This window comes from Achromobacter sp. NPDC058515 (assembly GCF_042721735.1).
In the GTDB taxonomy this organism is placed as follows: domain Bacteria; phylum Pseudomonadota; class Gammaproteobacteria; order Burkholderiales; family Burkholderiaceae_B; genus Achromobacter.
The window spans coordinates 57425-74722 of the sequence record NZ_JBHXNI010000005.1; the positions used below are offsets into that span (position 1 = coordinate 57425).

Annotated in this window: 13 protein-coding genes and 1 pseudogene; 10 read left to right on the top strand and 4 right to left on the bottom strand. The window is 65.3% G+C overall.

The window, feature by feature from the left end; genetic code table 11:
- Positions 1–12: 12 nt before the first annotated feature.
- From ACFWP0_RS11040 to ACFWP0_RS11050, 3 genes are all read right to left on the bottom strand, one after another.
- Positions 13–771, bottom strand: a complete 759-nt coding sequence (locus ACFWP0_RS11040) for a GntR family transcriptional regulator (protein ID WP_377841969.1) — start codon at positions 769–771, stop codon at positions 13–15.
- A 16-nt stretch (positions 772–787) separates the two neighbouring features.
- A complete protein-coding gene (locus tag ACFWP0_RS11045; protein WP_377841971.1) occupies positions 788–1699 on the bottom strand; it encodes a fumarylacetoacetate hydrolase family protein in 912 nt (303 codons plus the stop codon).
- A 65-nt stretch (positions 1700–1764) separates the two neighbouring features.
- Complete coding sequence (locus ACFWP0_RS11050; RefSeq protein ID WP_377841973.1) at positions 1765–2889, bottom strand: cupin domain-containing protein; 1125 nt, start codon at positions 2887–2889, stop codon at positions 1765–1767.
- A gap of 214 nt (positions 2890–3103) precedes the next feature.
- Here ACFWP0_RS11050 and ACFWP0_RS11055 point away from each other — a divergent pair, with 214 nt between their 5' ends.
- The 6 genes from ACFWP0_RS11055 (at position 3104) to ACFWP0_RS11080 (ending at position 8447) form a co-directional block, all read left to right on the top strand.
- Positions 3104–3349, top strand: a complete 246-nt coding sequence (locus ACFWP0_RS11055) for a hypothetical protein (RefSeq protein ID WP_057283314.1) — start codon at positions 3104–3106, stop codon at positions 3347–3349.
- 406 nt (positions 3350–3755) lie between these two features.
- Positions 3756–4334 (top strand): GAF domain-containing protein, encoded by a 579-nt coding sequence (locus tag ACFWP0_RS11060; protein ID WP_377841975.1) that lies wholly within the window; start codon positions 3756–3758, stop codon positions 4332–4334.
- A gap of 89 nt (positions 4335–4423) precedes the next feature.
- Entirely contained in the window at positions 4424–4633 is a 210-nt protein-coding gene (locus tag ACFWP0_RS11065; RefSeq protein ID WP_377841977.1) for a sulfatase, read from the top strand.
- Positions 4634–4934: 301 nt separating this feature from the next.
- Entirely contained in the window at positions 4935–5936 is a 1002-nt protein-coding gene (locus ACFWP0_RS11070) for a tripartite tricarboxylate transporter substrate binding protein (protein WP_377841978.1), read from the top strand.
- 40 nt (positions 5937–5976) lie between these two features.
- Positions 5977–7524: a UxaA family hydrolase gene (locus ACFWP0_RS11075; RefSeq protein ID WP_377841980.1), complete on the top strand. Its 1548-nt coding sequence runs from the start codon at positions 5977–5979 to the stop codon at positions 7522–7524.
- A 23-nt stretch (positions 7525–7547) separates the two neighbouring features.
- On the top strand, positions 7548–8447 hold the full coding sequence (locus ACFWP0_RS11080) for a LysR family transcriptional regulator (RefSeq protein WP_377841982.1): 900 nt from the start codon (positions 7548–7550) through the stop codon (positions 8445–8447).
- Between the two features lie 20 nt (positions 8448–8467).
- Here ACFWP0_RS11080 and ACFWP0_RS11085 read toward each other — a convergent pair whose 3' ends face one another.
- Complete coding sequence (locus tag ACFWP0_RS11085; protein ID WP_377841983.1) at positions 8468–9151, bottom strand: diguanylate cyclase; 684 nt, start codon at positions 9149–9151, stop codon at positions 8468–8470.
- Here ACFWP0_RS11085 and ACFWP0_RS11090 point away from each other — a divergent pair.
- The 4 genes and pseudogenes from ACFWP0_RS11090 to ACFWP0_RS11105 all read left to right on the top strand — a co-directional run.
- Entirely contained in the window at positions 9123–9617 is a 495-nt protein-coding gene (locus ACFWP0_RS11090) for a DUF421 domain-containing protein (RefSeq protein WP_377841985.1), read from the top strand. The two genes, ACFWP0_RS11085 and ACFWP0_RS11090, sit on opposite strands and share 29 nt — an antisense overlap.
- 134 nt (positions 9618–9751) lie before the next feature.
- On the top strand, positions 9752–12721 hold the full coding sequence (locus tag ACFWP0_RS11095) for an autotransporter outer membrane beta-barrel domain-containing protein (RefSeq protein WP_377841987.1): 2970 nt from the start codon (positions 9752–9754) through the stop codon (positions 12719–12721).
- 660 nt (positions 12722–13381) lie between these two features.
- Positions 13382–16171, top strand: coding sequence for an autotransporter domain-containing protein (locus ACFWP0_RS11100; RefSeq protein ID WP_377841988.1), 2790 nt, complete (start codon positions 13382–13384; stop codon positions 16169–16171).
- A 428-nt stretch (positions 16172–16599) separates the two neighbouring features.
- Positions 16600–17097: pseudogene (locus ACFWP0_RS11105) on the top strand (transposase); the annotation flags it as partial.
- Positions 17098–17298: the final 201 nt, after the last annotated feature.

Here is a 17298-nt window from a genome sequence, read left to right on the forward strand (position 1 = left end):
GCGCCGCGAGAATCAGGCGCTGGCCGCCTGCCTGCCGGGCCAGGCCAGGATGCGCTCGATGACCTGCGCCGTCTTGCGATAGTGCGCGGCCAGCATCGCGGCCGAGCGGTCGGCGTCGCGCGAGAGCGCCGCGTCCAGCAGCTGGCGATGCTCGTCGTCGACATTGCGTTCGGAGCCGCTGGCCACGGCCAGCGCGCGCGCGGGCCGGCGGTAGCGTTCCGTCTGCGCGTACAACTGTGCCGACAGGTCCAGCAGCCAGGGCGAACGGCAGGCGCCGATCAGCGCGTGGTGGAAATCGTGATGCCGCGCTTCCAGCGCTTCCTCGCGTTCCTGGTCCAGGACAGGCGCCTCGTCCGCGCGCCGGGCGGCCAGCGCCAGCGCGTGGAACGCCCCCACCAGGCGCGCCTCCCAGGCGTCGTCCGCGTTGGCCAGCGAGCGCCGCAGCGCGTCGCAGTCGATCAGGATGCGGGTTTCGCAGGCGTCCCACATTTCCTCGACGGACAGCGGCGCGATCCGGAAGCCGCGCGACGTGGTGGTCACCACCATGCGTTCGCTGCGCAGCCGGTTCAGGGCCTCGCGGATGGGCGAGAAGCTGCCGCCGTAGCGCTGCTTGAGCAGCTCCAGGCGCAGGGACTGCCCGGGCGCGAACGCGCCGCGCATGATGTCGCGCCGGAGCAGCCGATAGATCTGCTCCGACAGCGTGATGTCTTCCACCTCTGCGCCGCCGTCCGCGCCGGGCTCCTCGCGCAAGGCCTTGATTCTGGGTTTCAAGCGGTGCTCCCGGTCCCTATGCCGCCACCACCGGATGGCGCAGCGTGCCGATGCCCTCGACGCAGGCCACGACCACGTCGCCCGGCCACAGCCATTCCTGCGGCTTGCGGCCCGCGCCCACGCCTTCCGGCGTGCCGGTGGCGATGATGTCGCCCGCCTCCAGCGTGATGGCGGCGCTGATGTCGGAGATCAGGAACGGCACCTTGAACAGCATGTGCCGCGTGTTCGATCCCTGCTTCTTCTCGCCGTTCACCGTCAGCCACAGGTCCAGCACCTGCGGATCGGGGATTTCGTCGGCCGTCACGATGCAGGGGCCGAAAGGCGCATACGTGTCCTGGCCCTTGGAATAGATCCACTGGCCCGCGCGCCGGCAATCGCGGGCGGACATGTCCAGCATCACGCTGTAGCCGAACACGTAGGACAGCGCGTCCGCCTCCGCCACGCGCGACGCGCGCCGGCCCATGATGACGGCCAGCTCCACTTCCCAGTCCAGCTGCTGGGTGATCTTCGCGTTGTGTTCGATGGCGTCGCCCGGCCCGATCACGGCGGTGGGCGGCTTGGAGAAGATCACCGGCTGCTTGGGCAGGTCCGCCGAGGTATCCAGCGTGCGGCTGGATTCCGCCACGTGCTCTACATAGTTCAGGCCGATGCCGAAGATATTCTTTCGCGGGCGGGGGATGGGCGCCAGCAGCTTCACGTTTTCTTGCGGCAAGGCGGCGCCGACCGGCCAGGCGCCGCGGAACGTGTCGATCAGCCGCGTCGCCTGCGCCACCGCGACGGGCCCCAGGTCGATGAATTCCAGCATGTCGCCGGGCAGGTCCACACCGCCTTCCTGCCCCAGCAGGAAGAGGTCCACCACATAGCCGTCTACCAGCGCCCCCAATCGGGCGGCGGCAGTGGGATGAGCGCGAAATGTCACCAGGCGCATAGGTACTCCAGGAATGCAAACAGGTTGAAACGGGCGCCGCCACCGGGCGGCGCGGCGGATGAAAACTAGATCAGCGCCTGGCGGCCGCCATTCTCCGTGACCGCTTCTTCGCGGTACAGCGACAGCGCCCGCATGACGGGCAGGTCGTTGAAACAGAACAGGCAGGCATCGTCGTTGGAAGACAGGTTGGCGTGTTCGTGGATGGCCCACGAGGGCACGCAGAAGATGTCGCGTTCGGTCCAGTCGTAGCGCTTGCCGTCGATGACGGAAAAGCCGCTGCCCTTGGCGACCTGGTAGATAAAGCTGCCGGTGTGCCGGTGCGCCTGGGTGTGTTCGCCGGGACGCAGCATCTGCATGCTGGCGCCGATGGTGGGCATGACCGGGCCGCCCGTCGCCGGGTTCACGTATTCAAGCAGGATGCCGTCGTAGGGGCTGCCGGCGGCCGTGCGCGCGCAGCGGCGCAGCGCCTCGTAGGTGGGTTCCCATTCGTACTTGAAGAGCGGCGAATAGGGTTTGGTCCAGCCGGCCGCCTGCGGCCGCAGCGCCACCCCGCCCCAGGCCCCGCTGGTGTCGTCCACGGGATGGGTCACGGTTTGGTTCAGGTCGGGATGCACGGCATAGAAGCCCGCTTCCAGCGCATTGACCAAGGGAATGTCCAGGCCGTCCTGCCAGATGCAGGTGGTGCCGTCCTCGGCCACGCCGTGCTCATGCCAGGTGCCGTTCGGCGTCAGCACGAAGTCGTTCGCGCCCAGCGTCATCTTGTGGCCGTCCACCACGGTGTACGCCCCCCGGCCTTCCATGATGAAGCGCAGCGCGGAATGGGAGTGCGCGTGCGCCGAGGCCAGTTCGCCCGGCTTCATGACCTGCAGGCCGGAATACAGCCAGCCCACCGCCGCGGCCACATCGCGGCGGCCGGGATTGTTCAGGTAGATCACGCGGCGGCCCGCCTCTTCGGGCGAAACCAGCTCGGCGGAGCGCAGGACATGGCCGCGCAAGTCCTGGTAGCGCCAGACCACGGGCACGGACGCCGACCGGGGCGCCCAGGGCTCGATCTTGTTCGCCACCGTCCACAATGCGCCCGCCTCCAGGCGCGCGAGCTCCTGGTAATAGGCCACCCGCTCGGGCGAGTCGGCCACGTTGGCGCGGCCGGCGGTGTCTTCGCGGTAGGCGTCGTAGCGGTTCGCTTCCATCCCATGCCCCTTGGTTTTATAAAACACTCAGGATTTTCGAAAATATTAAGAGCCGGAAGGGAGATGCGGCAATGACCCTGCGCTAGGGGTTTTCCTCAGGCGGGCGCATGGCTGGCGAATTAGTTGGCGCGCCACCGCAAAATACTGTACAAAAACACAGTGAGACGTGATACATTTCGCTCGCCCGAAAAACTGTCGTCCAGGGGAGAATCCTGTGTCAGAAGCTGCTCATCTCGTTCAGTACATCGTCGTTCCCTACCGCGCCGCCGCCAACGGCGTCGCCCCCGGGGAAATCCGTCCGGCCAGCAGCGAATTCGGAGCCATCCGAATCGCGAATTCCATGGCCTCCAAATTCGCGGGCGTCGCCGCCTATGAAGTCTTGATCGACAAGGAAACCGGCGACATGGAGTCGCCTCGCATCCTGGCGCAGATCGGCACCGTGCCGTCGCTGGATGACTGAACCGGGACGCGCCCGCGCCCTGGCTTGGAATGCCGCCTTGCGGCATGGCCGCGGCTAGCGGCATATCTTGTGACGCGCATTTGCCATGCACGTTTTTCATGCGTGAACGACTTTTACCTTCGATGCAGGGCTGCGTGGACTGGCCTCCATTCGGTCCTATTCTTGCGGGCGTACGGGTCTTCCGCCTCACAGTCCGCGTAACTGTGAAATACCATTCTGCCGATCAGTACGGCAAACATGCTCGAGCACCCCAGATCGGTATTTCCGATTCCATTTAAGAGGGCAAGAGAAATTTGATAGGGAGGATGGCCCTTCATGAACGCCCCCACACATCCCAGGCGCTCAGCAGAAAAAATTCTGGCAAAAAAAGTGGCCAAGAGAACTGGTTTACAACGGGCCGCCGGTCATGGCCGCCGCGATTGCGGCCGTGAAGTTGGCGCAGGAACCCTCGCCCGACCTCTGGCTAGTCAGCCTCGCAACGATTGCCTGCATGTGGCTGGCCATCGCGACGGGCGTTCGCATCTCGCTTGCCCGAGCGGAAGACGCAAAAGAAGGGCCGGATTTCATCCACGAGGGACTATTTGCAGCCGTCTCGACGGTGCACACCATGCTTGCTCAGTATTGTTCAACGCGAAGTTGCGGCGGCGATATTCGTGCAACCTTCCATCGAGTCGTCCCTCCTGTGAATGACCCGGAGCAGATCGAGCAAATAATCAACTATGTAGGTTCGAACGGCGAGGGCGCTGGACGCCACTTCCCCATCAATGCCGGCATCACGGGCCGAGCCATCCGCAAGAAAACACCCGTGATCATGGCCAGTACGATGAGCAGTGAAGAGCAGCACCGCACTGAGCTCGTCAATGAATGGGGCTACACGGAAGCCCAGGCAAGACGCCTGATGCCGGGCCGATTTTCCGCAGTTGCCGTGCCGGTGCTCGGCCATTCTGGACAGCATGCGGTCGGTGCTCTACTCGGATTCAAGTGATAGAGCACTCTTTGATCGAGAAGACGTCATGGAGATCGTCGGCGTCGGTAGCCAGCCATCAGCGAGTTCGTCACGAAAAGGTACTGACCATGAAAACTGCCCCCGACACCCCGCGCTGGACGTTTGTCAAAGAGGCCAAGACCATCTCGAAGCCCGGAGCAGTTATCCAAGTGCGGGAGCTGACACTTACCGATCATGGTTTGCGTGCGATCACAAGCGGCAGTACCGGCATCACGCAAGGCGTAGCCGAGGACTTCGGTCCACCTTCACCTGCCAAGCGCAAGCTCCTGCCTGCATAGACGAAAAACGGAAACTCTGGGTTTCCTTTTTTTTTGCCTGGAACGCCCATGCTGCCTTGACCGCCACATCGCGCAGCCGAATCACGCGGCTCCGCCGGTTGCTGGCTCCACGCGGCAAACTCCTGCAAGATCCAACCCGTCGTTGACCGACCCAGTTTCCCAGACGCCCAAAACCAAAAAATATTGTTGTCTTAAGCAATTGCAAGATGCTTGTTCTTGGGTTTCTCGACATCGAGAATGAGGCTGCGTCCATGGCGACGCCGCGGGCCTGGGCCCGACGCCAACAAGACTGGAGACAAAGATGAACGGTATGCCGCAATTGCGAGCCGCCCGGCGCTGGCTGGGCGCCTGTGCGTTGACCTTGCTGGGAACCGGCGCGGCCGGCGCCGCCGACGCCCCCTTCCCCGAACGTCCGCTGCGCCTGGTGGTGGGGTTTGCGCCCGGCGGCGGGGCCGACATCGTCGCCCGCCTGGTGGCGGTGAAGATCGGAGAACAGCTGGGCCAGCCGGTAGTAGTGGAAAACCGCCCCGGCGCCACCGGCACGATCGCCGCCGACAATGTGGCGCGGGCCGGCGCCGACGGCTATTCCCTGTTCCTGGGGTCGCAATCCACCATGGTCGTGGCCCCGTCGCTGTTCCCCAAACTGCCGTTCGACCCGGTCAAGGACTTCGCGCCCGTATCGCAGATGGTGTCGATGCCTCTGGTGCTCGTCGTCAACCCGGCCCTGGTGCCGGCGCGCACGGTGGCCGAACTGGACGCGCAGATCCGCGGCGCGGGCGACGGCGCGCTGACTTACGCCTCGTCCGGACAGGGCGGGCCGCAGCATATCGCGGGCGAACTGTATGCGCACCGGATCGGCGTGAAGGTGACGCATGTGCCCTACAAGGGCGAATCGGCGGCCCTGTCGGACGTGCTGGCCGGCCATGTGCCGTACATGTTCGCCAACCTGCCGGTGGCGATGCCTTACCTGGCGTCCGGCAAGCTGCGCGCGCTGGCGGTGACCGGCCTGCAGCGCGACGCCAAGGCGCCGGCCTTGCCGACGATGGCGGAGTCGGGCTTCGCGGGGTTCGAGGTCTTGACCTGGTATGGCGTGTTCGCGCCCGCCCGCACCCCGACGGCGGTGATGGACCGGCTGTACGGCTCGATCCGCGCAACGCTGGACGACGCCGATACGCGGACCCGCCTGACCGACCAGGGGTTCACCGTGCTGGGCAGCAAACCGGCGGAGTTCTCGGCCTTTGTCCGCGACGAAGTGCCGCGCTGGTCGACGCTGATCGGCGATATCGGCATCCGGCCGGAATAACGGCGCAGCCGCCCCCTTCGATACGCTACACGAGGTAGATATGTTCGATTTTTCTGGAAAGCGGGCCGACGGCCCCGTGATCCGCCTGCATCCGGCGGACAACATCGTGGTCGCGCGCATGCCGGTGGGCATCGGCGTGGCGGTGCCCGGCGAGTCGCTGGTCACGCGCAGCCAGGTGCCTGCGGGCCACAAGATCGCCGCGCGCAATCTGCGCGCCGGCGAGCCCATCCTGAAATACAACGTCTGTATCGGCTTTGCGGCGGTGGACATTCCCGCCGGCGCCTACGTGCACTCCCACAACACCGATTTCCGCGAATTCGATCGCGATTACGCGTTCGGACGCGACTACGTGCCCACGGCGCTGCTGCCCGAGGCCGAACAGGCGCGCTTCCTGGGCATCGTGCGCGACAACGGCCAGGTGGCCACGCGCAATTACGTGGGCGTGCTGTCCACGGTGAACTGCTCCGCCACGGTCGTGCACCGCATCGCCGAGGCCTTCACGCCGGACATCATGGCGCAGTATCCCAATGTGGACGGCGTGGTCGCCCTCAGCCACGGCATGGGCTGCGGCATGGAGATGTCGGGGGAGCCCATGGACCTGCTGCGCCGGACCATGGGCGGCTACGCCTGTCACGCGAACTTCGCGGCGGTGCTGATCGTCGGCCTGGGCTGCGAGCGCAACCAGCTCGACGCCCTGCTGCAAGACCAGGGCCTGCAGGCGGGCGACCGGCTGAAAACCTTCATCATGCAGGAGACCGGCGGCACGCGGCGCACCATCGAGGCCGGCGTGGCCGCGGTGCGCGACATGCTGCCGCAGGCCAACCAGGTCCGGCGCCAGCCGGTGTCGGCCCGGCACCTGACCGTGGGCCTGCAGTGCGGCGGCTCGGACGGGTTTTCATCCATCACCGCCAACCCCGCCCTGGGGGCAGCGATGGATATCCTGGTCCGCCACGGCGGCACCGCCATCCTGTCCGAGACCCCCGAGATCTATGGCGTCGAGCACACGTTCACGGCGCGCGCGCGCAGCCGGGAAGTCGGCGAAAAACTGGTTGAACGCATTCGCTGGTGGAAGGAAACGTACTCGCCGGGACGCGACGTGCAGATCAACGGCAAGGTCAGCCCCGGCAACCAGATGGGCGGCCTGGCCAACATCTTCGAGAAGTCGCTGGGCTCGTCCATGAAGGGCGGCACCTCCGGCCTGATGGAGGTGTACCGCTATGCCGAGCCGGTGCGCCAGCCCGGCATGGTGTTCATGGATACCCCGGGCTTCGATCCCGTGTCGGCAACGGGACAGATTGCCGGCGGCGCCAACCTCATCTGCTTTACCACCGGCCGCGGCTCGATGTTCGGCGCCAAGCCGGTGCCTTCGATCAAGCTGGCCACCAATACGACCATGTACGAACGCTTGACAGAGGACATGGACATCAATTGCGGCGCTATCCTTGACGGCAGCGCCAGCCTGCCCGAAATGGCCCAGCAGATCTTTGCGCAGGTGCTCAGCGTGGCGTCCGGCGAGCGCAGCAAGAGCGAGCTGCTGGGGCTGGGCGATCACGAGTTCGTGCCCTGGAATATCGGGGTAGTCAGCTAGGAAGATCGATCGGAAGGGGGATCATGGATACGCGGTACCTACAGAGTTTCGTGGCGGTGATCGAGTGCGGGTCCCTGGCCGAAGGCGCGCGCCGCCTCGACCTGACGCCGGCGGCGATCGCCGCGCGTGTGCGGGCCATGGAGCAGGATCTGGGCGTGGCGCTCGTCAAGCGCGCCGGCCGCAATGTGCGCGCCACCGAGGCCGGCCTGAAGGTGCTGGAACGCGCGCGCCTGGTGCTGCGCGAAATGCGCGACCTGCGGGCCACGGCCTGCGACGATACCCCGCTGGGCGAGTTCCGGCTCGGCGTCTCCACGTCGGCGCTCGCCGGCCTGATGCCGCCGGTGCTGGCCGGCCTGTACCGGCGGCATCCAAAGCTTGCGGTGTTCGTCCAGCCCGGCACGTCCAGCCACCTCTACCGCAAGGTCATCGACGGCGAGCTGGACGCGGCCTTCATCGTGCAGCCCCAGTTCACGCTGCCCAAGGGCTATGCATGGAGGCTAGGGGCGGCCGAGCCGCTGGTGGTGCTGGCGCCGGCGGCGCTGCGCGACCGCGACGCGCACGCGCTGATGGCGGACGAGCCTTTCATCCGCTACGACCGCAGCGTGTGGGGCGGGCGGCTGGCCGACCGCTATCTGCGCCAGCACGCGATCCGGCCGCGCGAACGGCTGGAGATCGACGGCCTGATGGCCATCGCCAGCATGGTCCGGGAAGGCCTGGGGGTGTCGCTGGTGCCGGACTGGGCCCCGGACTGGCTCGACAGCCTGGGCCTGTCGCGCGTCGCCTTGCCCGGTGTCGCCCCCGTGCGCCGCATGGGCATCCTGTGGGCGACCCAGACGCCGCACGCCCAACTGGCCGAGGCCTTCGTGCAGGAGACCGAGCGCTTCCTTGGAGGCTCGCAAAAGGGTCAGCCCGCGCCTGGGTGAACCGGGCGCGGCGCGTCGGCCTACCGCCGCTTTCGCATGCCGCGAAGCAGCTCCTCCAGGTAGGGCAGGATTTCGAGGAAAAGCCCCGCCGCGAGCAGGGTATAGATGTAGGCCGCGGGCAAGGGCTGCGTCTTCCACTGCGGCGTCCAGCTGGCCGCCGTTTGGCCCTGCCCGAACAGGGACAGAAACGCATCCCAATGCCGCACGGCCAGCAGCACGATGGCCAGCAGCGGCAGCAGTTCCAGGAAGCTATGAATATGCTGCTCCACTGGCGAAATTCGCCGGCGGCTGTGCGCATACGACACATCCCACAGGGCGGTGGCTTCGTGCGCAAAGAACATGGCGATGACGAATGCGAATATCAGCGCATTGATTTCCAGAAACAGGCAGGCCAGCAGCGCCGAGCCCATCTGCGCGAACATCAGCATATGCAGCCAGGATTCCTTGGCCCCCGACGTCCGCGCAATATCCGACCGCCGGTGGCAAAACCAGTCAGCAATGCCCGCGACCATCCACAGTGGCGGGATGAAGTACAGCAGGATAAGAAGCGCGGGGTCATCCGGCATGGCAAAGTCGATATCGCGAAGGCGCCAGCGCCCGCGCAGCAAGCACCGTGCCCGCGCGAGGCACGCGACTTGCTGCGCGGCTTGCGCCCTTTCCGCAGGAGACAAGACGATGAGCCCCGACTGGTCTGCAATGTTCACGTTTTCCGTGTCTCCGCTTGAGATCTTCATCCGCGGCAGCACCGTGTACTGGTTCATCTTCGTCCTGCTGAGGGTCGCCGGAAGGCGGGACGTCGGCTCGTTCGGCGTGGCGGACATGCTTGTCCTCGTGCTGATCGCGGACGCCGCGCAAAATGCCATGGCCGGCGAATACAAATCGATCGTCGACGGGCTGGTCCTTGTGTCCACCATTGTCGGGTGGACGGTGGTCGTGGACAGGGTCAGCTACTTCGTCCGGCCGGTGGGGCGCCTGCTCGCCTCGGATCGGGTGTGCCTGGTTCACGACGGCGTCATCGCCCGCCGCAACCTGCGCCGGGAATACATCACGGAAGAAGAGCTCATGAGCGAACTGCGCGTCAGAGGCATTGCGGATCTGGGCGAAGTCCATCGGGCCTATATAGAAGCCGATGGCAATATCAGCGTGCTTAAAAGGCGCGCACGGGATTAATCCCTCATCTTTTCAAAGTAATCCAAATCCTGTAGCGTTATGTCGGAAAGTTTCCCGTTTGGCCCGCGAGTAACGTGTGCCTGGCTGCGCGCTTACTCGTACATATAAACGACGACGCGTATAGGAAGCGACCAATGCAGCAGAGAATCTTGCCGGTAAATACGGTCCTGGCGCTGATGGCGGGAATCATCCTTGCTCCGAATCAATCCCATGCTCAAGCAGTAATCGATGCGAATGCATCCACCACGGTAAACCTCGATGGCCTGGCGGATCCGGGCTCGACGGGCGTGGCGACAGTAAGTCCCGGCATTACCGTCAGCGTCGCTACCGGACCCGCGGTATTCGGCCAGAACAAGACCTGGGCGCTGAATAATCTGGGATCCTTGACCAGCGCCGACGGCGGGTCATTCGCGGCAACGCTGCAGAATGGCAACTCTCTGACAAACAGCGGCACAATCTCGGGCGCGGGCGGCGGCTTCACGTCGGTCAATGCGCCAACCACTGTCTTGAACCGGGGAACGATCCAGACCACGGGCGGCGACGGCGTGCTGCTGCGCGCCGGCGGCGGCCTGCAGAATCTGCAGGGAGGCCAGATCATCGGGGCAAGCTCGGGCGTCTATGTCATCAATGGCTCGGACATGCTGGTCAACGCGGGCAGCATCGTGGCCACCAGCGGCGCAGGCGTGCACCTGGAAGGCGGCAGCAGCCGGATGCGCAACGACGCGACAGGCGCCATTTCGGGCACCACCTACGGCTTGCAGATGGTGAACGGTTCCGAAACCGTGACCAATCTCGGCCGGATCACGGCCAGCGACGGGGTGGGCGTCGACTTCGGCGCCGGCGGCACGCTCATCAATGCCCCCGGCGCGACGGTCCAGGGCAGCGTGGGCGGCGTGCATACCACCAACGGTTCCGCGCAAGTCACGACGGCCGGCACGATCAGCGGAGGCTCCTACTCCGTACAGTTCGCCACCGGCAACGGCACGCTGACCATGCAGACGGGCGCGCTGCTGCAGGGCCCCGCGCTGGGTGGGGACACCAGCCGCATCATCCTGGAAGGCACGGGGTCGGCCAGCAACGATTTCCTGAAATTCGGCTCGCTGGACATGGTCGGCAGCCAGTGGACCTTGCTGGGCCGCACCGAAGCCCGCACCTCGACCGTATCGAACGGCCGCCTGATCATCGGCTCGCCCGGAACCTCTGGCGCCATTCTTGCCGGAGACACCGCCACCATCCAGCCAGGCACGGAGATGGTCGGCTACAACAGCACGGTGCAAGCCTCGGTCACGAACCAGGGAACGCTGTATGTCGGCAGCGGATACGCGTTCCCCGGAGGCGCGGCCCCGTCGACGCTGGACATAGGCGGCGCGCTCAACAATTCGGGCAGCACGGTCCTTACCCGCGGCGCCCCCTTCGGCAATACGCTGAACATCGCGGGCAGCTATACCGGCGTAGGCGGGCAAATCACGATGGGCGCCCTGCTCGACGATCCCTATCTGGGGCCCATCGCAAACCAGGTCACGGACCGGGTCCTGATCCGCGGCGCCGCCGCCGGCCCGACACAGGTCAACGTGGTCACCGTGGCCGAGGCGCAAACGTCCGCGGCAACGTCCACCATGCTGCCGGCAAACGCCTGGGTGCGCAACGACGCCCTGGTCGTATCGCCCACGAACGGCGTATCTCTGATCCAGGTGGCGGGCGCTTCGTCGGTCGATGCGTTCTCGATGGGCCGCGAATACGTGACGGGCGGCACGCCCTACCAGTTCAAGTGGCTCGCGTTCGGCCCTGGGTCGCCAAACGGTCCGGCCGCCCCAAGCCAGAACCTGGTGGGCTTCCCCAATTCATACTGGGACTACCGCCTTGAACGCGTGTACGTCACGGCGGTGCCGCTTCCGCCCGGCCTCATTACAACGTTCCCCGGCGGCGGCGGAACCGGCGGCGACGGCGATGGCGATGGCGATGGCGATGGCGATGGCGACGGCGGCACCGGTGGCGGCGGGGATGGCGGCACAGGGAGTGGAGGCGATGGCGGCACCGGTGGCGGCGGCACGGGCGGCGGAGGGACTGGCGGCGGCGGAACGGGAGGCGGTGGAACCGGAGGCGGCGGCATCGACGTCCCGTCGCGCTGGGCCGTGGCGCCGCAGGTGCCCAGCTACATCAGCCTGCCGGGCGCGCTTTTCAATGCGGGCTTGCAAGACCTCGACAGCCTGCATCGCCGCTTGGGCGAAGTGCGCGACTCCCAAGCTACCGGAGTGCCCACGGCAAAAGGCGAGGGCTTTGTCCGCGCCTACGGCAATACCTCGACGTATCACACCAACGTGAGCTTCCAACGGTACGGCTACGACACGGACCAGGATTATTCGGCCATCCAGTTCGGCGGCAGCGCCATATTGCGCCGCGACGATACCGGCACGGTCCGCCTGGGCGGCGCGGTCACCATCGGCAATTCATGGATGTCTCCCGACGCCGCGGATGGCGGCAGCGTGACCCGGACGGACATGCAGAGCCTCGCGGCGATCGCAACGTACCTGCACCGCGACGGCTGGTATGCGGACGCGATCCTGTCCGCCGGCACGCTCAGCGCGCGCACGCGCACGTCGGTCTACGGCAACGACAAGATCGCCTCGATCGACGGCAACAGCTACGCGGCGTCGCTTGAGGTCGGCTATCCGTTTGCCCTGGGCGCCAGCGGATTCAATCTTGAACCGCAAGCGCAATACGTCTGGCAGCGCCTGCGCTTCGACGATTTCACCGACCGGGACGGCATCGAGACCAGCCTGGGCGGCCAGACCCAGAACACGCTCCGGATCGGCGCGCGCCTGACGCGGCCCTTCGATACCGCCGAAGGCACGCGCGTCACGCCGTACATCAAGGCGAATTACCTGCAAGGCCTGAACGGCGAGGGCTCGGCCACGATAGGCTCGGTTGACTTCCCGCTCGGCAAATACGGGCAGGCCTGGCAGCTCGGCGCCGGGATCAACGGCATGGCCAGCAAGCGCCTGTCGCTATTCGCGGAATTCAATCATCAGCAAGAATTCGGCAGCTCGGGCTGGAGCGGCTGGCAGTTCAGCGGCGGCCTGCGGTATATGTTCGGCGGCGAGTAAGACTACGGCGGCGGCGTCGATCTCCAGGGATCGGCCGGCGCCCGCCGCCATCACAGCGCGGGCCGCAACGCGCGATTCAACGCCTGGCCCAGGTTTCCGCCTGGGCCAGGCGGCTTTCACCGGCGGCTCTAGAAACGGATCGACAGGCTGGCTTGCGGCCTCTCAACGTTGCCCTTGCCGAACTGCCCGCCATAGGCCAATCCAAGAGCCGCGCGCGCAGAAAACGTCAAGTCCGCGCCGATCTCGACGACTGCGTCCTAGGCAATGGCCGCCCCAGAGACCCAATAAACCCAGCGCTTGGCGAACTGGCCTTGGCTGCAAGGGCCATTTCGGGGCCGGCCCACATCTATTTAAATAATATTGATTGTATCTGTTCGTGCCATTTTTATTATTTGGATGGTATCCAAAGCCGCATTTTCAGCAGTAAGGGTGGAATCCATTTATCGCCATTTTGATAATACGGATGGTATCTCTCTATTAATTCTTGGTATTGCAAAAAAACTGGGATAAATTGCGACCTTTTTTCAAAGGCGCATTACTTTTTACGCGGATTGATTAGTTACTTAGCAATACTTTTATATCAATCCAGTAACGCTTTTATAGCAATCCAGTAATGCTTTTGATGCCAGACCATTAATCGAGATATAGAGGATCCACGTTTTGACATATGGCACGAAGAAGTGGCTGACGGCGACGCTCGCGTTGAGTACGACCTACTGCGGCGGCGTCGCGGCGGCGGACCTGACTGTTGCGCCAGGCAATACGCAGGTGCTGGACGGCTCGGCCAGTTTCCCCGGCGGGGTCGATGTCAGCGGCGGCACGCTGGTGATCGGCGGCAACGGCGGCGGAGCAGGCGTCGCAATCGGTGGGAACGTCAACGCGACATCGAACGGCATCATCGCGGGCTTCGGCTCGATCAACGGCGATCTCAGCGTGACGGGCAACGCGCGCGTCGCGCCCGGGTATTCCGTCGGCACGCCGACCGGCGTCTCCAACGGCAACCTCGTCGTCAACGGCAACCTGTCGATGAACAATGCGGTGTTCGACTTCGAGACCGGCTATGCGGGCCTGCCCATTACGCAACCCGGCACCGGCGACAACATCACGGTCGGCGGCGACGTTGCCCTCAATAACACGACGCTGAACGTCTCCGTGAATACCTTGGGCGTCAACGCCGGCTACTACCGGATCCTGTCATACGGCGGCGCCTTAAGCGGCAACGGCCTGACGTTGGGCACGGTCACCGGCGACTCCCTGCCCGCGGCGACCATCCAGTCGCTGACCGGCGACAAGCAGATCAACCTCATCCTGGGTCCGAGCACGACCAACTTGTGGAACGGCAACGGCGCGGCGTCCTCGACCCGAGCGGGCGGCGGCGATGGCGCATGGAGCGCCGCCAGCACGAACTGGAATAGTCCAACCAATGCCGCGGGGGCCCTGCCCGATGGCGGATACGCCATTTTCACCGGCGCGGCCGGCACGGTGACCGTCGATGGCGGCGCCGGTCCGGTACGCGTGTCGGGCATCCAGTTCGCCACCGACCGGTATCGCCTGCAAGGCGCGCCCATCACCCTGGTCGGCAGCGGCGGCAATCCTCCGGTCATCGTCGTCGGCGACGGCACCTATGCCTCCGGCCAATTCGTCGACACCATCGACAACCCACTGCAAGGCACGCAGGGCTTCGTCAAGACCGGCCCGGGATCCGTGATCCTGACCGCCGACAGCAGCGGCCTGACCGGCCCCATCCTGATCGCCGACGGCGCCCTGGAAATCGACGGCAAGCTGAACGGTCCCGTCGATATCGGCCGCGAAGTCGTGCTGGCGGGGGTCGGCCAGCTGGGCACCACCACTCTGTATCCCACTGCGGTTGTTTCTCCGGGCAATGATGGCTCGCCCATCGGCACCCTCACCATCAACGGCAACCTCTCCTTCGGCGAAAACACCATCTATCGCGTGCATGCCGATCCGGCCGGCAGCGCGAGCGACCGCATCCACGTCACCGGCGCGGCCTACCTCGACGGCACCGTGGCGCACGTGGGACCCGACGGCAACTATGCGCCGCGCACGACCTACAACATCCTGACGGCGGACGGCGGCATACAGGGCAGGTTCACCGGCGCCTCCAGCGCTTATGCATTCTTGACGCCCACGCTCAGCTACGACACGAAAAACGCGTTCATGACGCTTACGCGCAACGACGTGCCGATTGGCAGCATCGGCGACTCGGACAACGGCAGCAGCGTGGGCGACGCGCTGGACAAGGAAGACCCGCCCGCGACCGGAAACGGATCGTCGTCGACCGGAAGTGAATCGTCGCCGGCCGGAAACGGATCGCCGGCGATCGGAAGCGGCATCGCATCGGGCAAAGACACTGGCGCCAGCCAGGTGACGGCGGCGGTCCTCACCATGACGCCGGACGAAGCGCGCTCGGCCTTGAAGGCGCTTTCAGGCGAAGCGTACGCAAGCACCGCCAGCGTGTTGCAGAGCCAGGGGGATACCGCGCGCACGCTGCCCCTCGCCCACTTGCGCGGCAACCTCGACGCGCCGGCGCTCGCCGGACGGCCGACGGCCCAAGTGGGCTCGCCGTTGTCCGACGCGCTGCCGCAAAGCGGTGCGCATCCGATCTGGGCGCAGGCATTCGGCAACTGGAGCAGGTTCGGCGGCGACGGCAACGCGTCGAGCGTGAGCCAATCGGCCGGCGGGCTCTTTGTCGGCAGCGACGGCGCAGTGGGCGGCGGCTGGCGATTGGGCGGCGCGCTCGGCTACACCGGCAGCCACAGTTCGATCGCCGACGCGTCGTCGCGCACCAATGTCGACAGCTATACGGCGACGATGTTCGGCGGACGAAATTTCGAAGCCGGACCCGGCCATTTCCGCTTTATGGCCGGCGCGGCCTACACCTGGCACGATATCGACACAAAGCGCGACGTGGCGGCCGGCAGCCTGAACCAGCGGCTCGAATCGTCCTATCACGCCTCTTCGACGCAAGTGTTCACCGAACTCGGCTACAACCTGCCGCTGGGCGATGCCTACACCATTGAGCCCTATGCCGGCCTGGCGTGGAACCAGGTGCGCACTCGCGACTTCGAGGAATCGGGCGGCACGGCCGCCCTGCACGGGGAGGGAAGTTCCGACGACGTGACCAGCACCACGCTGGGACTGCGCGGCGCGTGGCAGTTCGGTTCCGACCGCGCACCGGGCCGCCTGACCGCGTCTCTGGGCTGGCGCCACGCAATGGGCGATGTGAAGCCTGAGCAGGTGCTGGCTTTCGACGGCGGCAGCACGTTCTCGGTGACGGGCGTTCCGATCGCGCGCAACGCCGCGGTGCTCGGGCTTGGCGCCGAAATGGCCATCGCGCGCAACACGACGGCCGGCATCGCGTACGACGCGCAGTTCGGTGGCGGCAATCGGCAGCAGTCGGGTCTGCTCAAGCTGGCCATGCGCTTCTAGGCCGACGCCAGAAGATGCGCAGGCGCCGCAATCGCGGCGTCTGCGGCGGTCTGCGCATGGGCTGCACGAGCCAAATGAAAAAGGGGCGAATCTTTCGATTCGCCCCTAAATCATGGATCTACAGTCTTACCTGGAGATCGGCAAAACACTGCGGATCTAAGTACTGCGCTTCGGGCGCGACGTGGACACAACATCCACGCAACCCATTGACTGGATGGTGCGCCCGACAGGAATCGAATCTGTACGCGCACCAAATAGTGCGATTTAACGCCGAAGTTCGCAGGAATTGCGCCCACTTTAGGCGCATGCATTCGCACTAATTTGCGGTCGTGGTCCCAAGAATGGACACGACGATCTCCGGGGCCTTCTAGCGCCCCGCGCGCCGCTGGCCTTACTCAACACGTCCGAGGCCATTCTTCAATGAAGTCCGCGCTGAGTGCGACTTGAGGCGGTTGGCGCTGTCCATTGTCGCGCTGGGCAAGGACGCGAACGCGGAGGAGTGGAACGGCTACCCTCGTCTTCTTCTGCGCGAAACTGCCCGCAAGCTCAACGAGCTGGGCACGCCTTCAATCGAAGAGCTTTTTCGATGGACCACCATCGCCTCGGACAAGGACCTGCGCACCTTTCTGTCTGGCACGCTCACACCTAGCGCTTATCGGCGCATAGGTAGGTGGGAACACGAGGCCGTGCTCGAGGCGGCCCAGCGCCGTCTAGACCGAATGCCAGAAGCGATGAAGGTGCGGCGGCGCACGGTGGAGCATGTATTCGGCACGTTCAAACATTGGATGGGCTACACCCACTTCTTAACTCGTCGCTTGGGCAATGTGAACACGGAAATGAGCTTGAATGTACTGGCCTACAACCTCAAGCGGGTGATGCACATCCTGCACCTCAGGCCCTATCCCGGCTCCATCAAACAGCCCTAACTCGCGCCGCCGTCACTGCTTACAAGCGCGCCCCGCCCGTCGGTCCAGCATCTTAGGACTGGACGCTGCGCCTATCCCTCGCCGCGAACCGTACCCACAGCGCCCCGGCCCTCGCGTGTCGACAACTCCACGTAGGGCAGCTAACCGAGCGGCTGGTGCGGCTATGGACTGGCCCGAGAGATTTGGGCTGGTTGGTCCGTT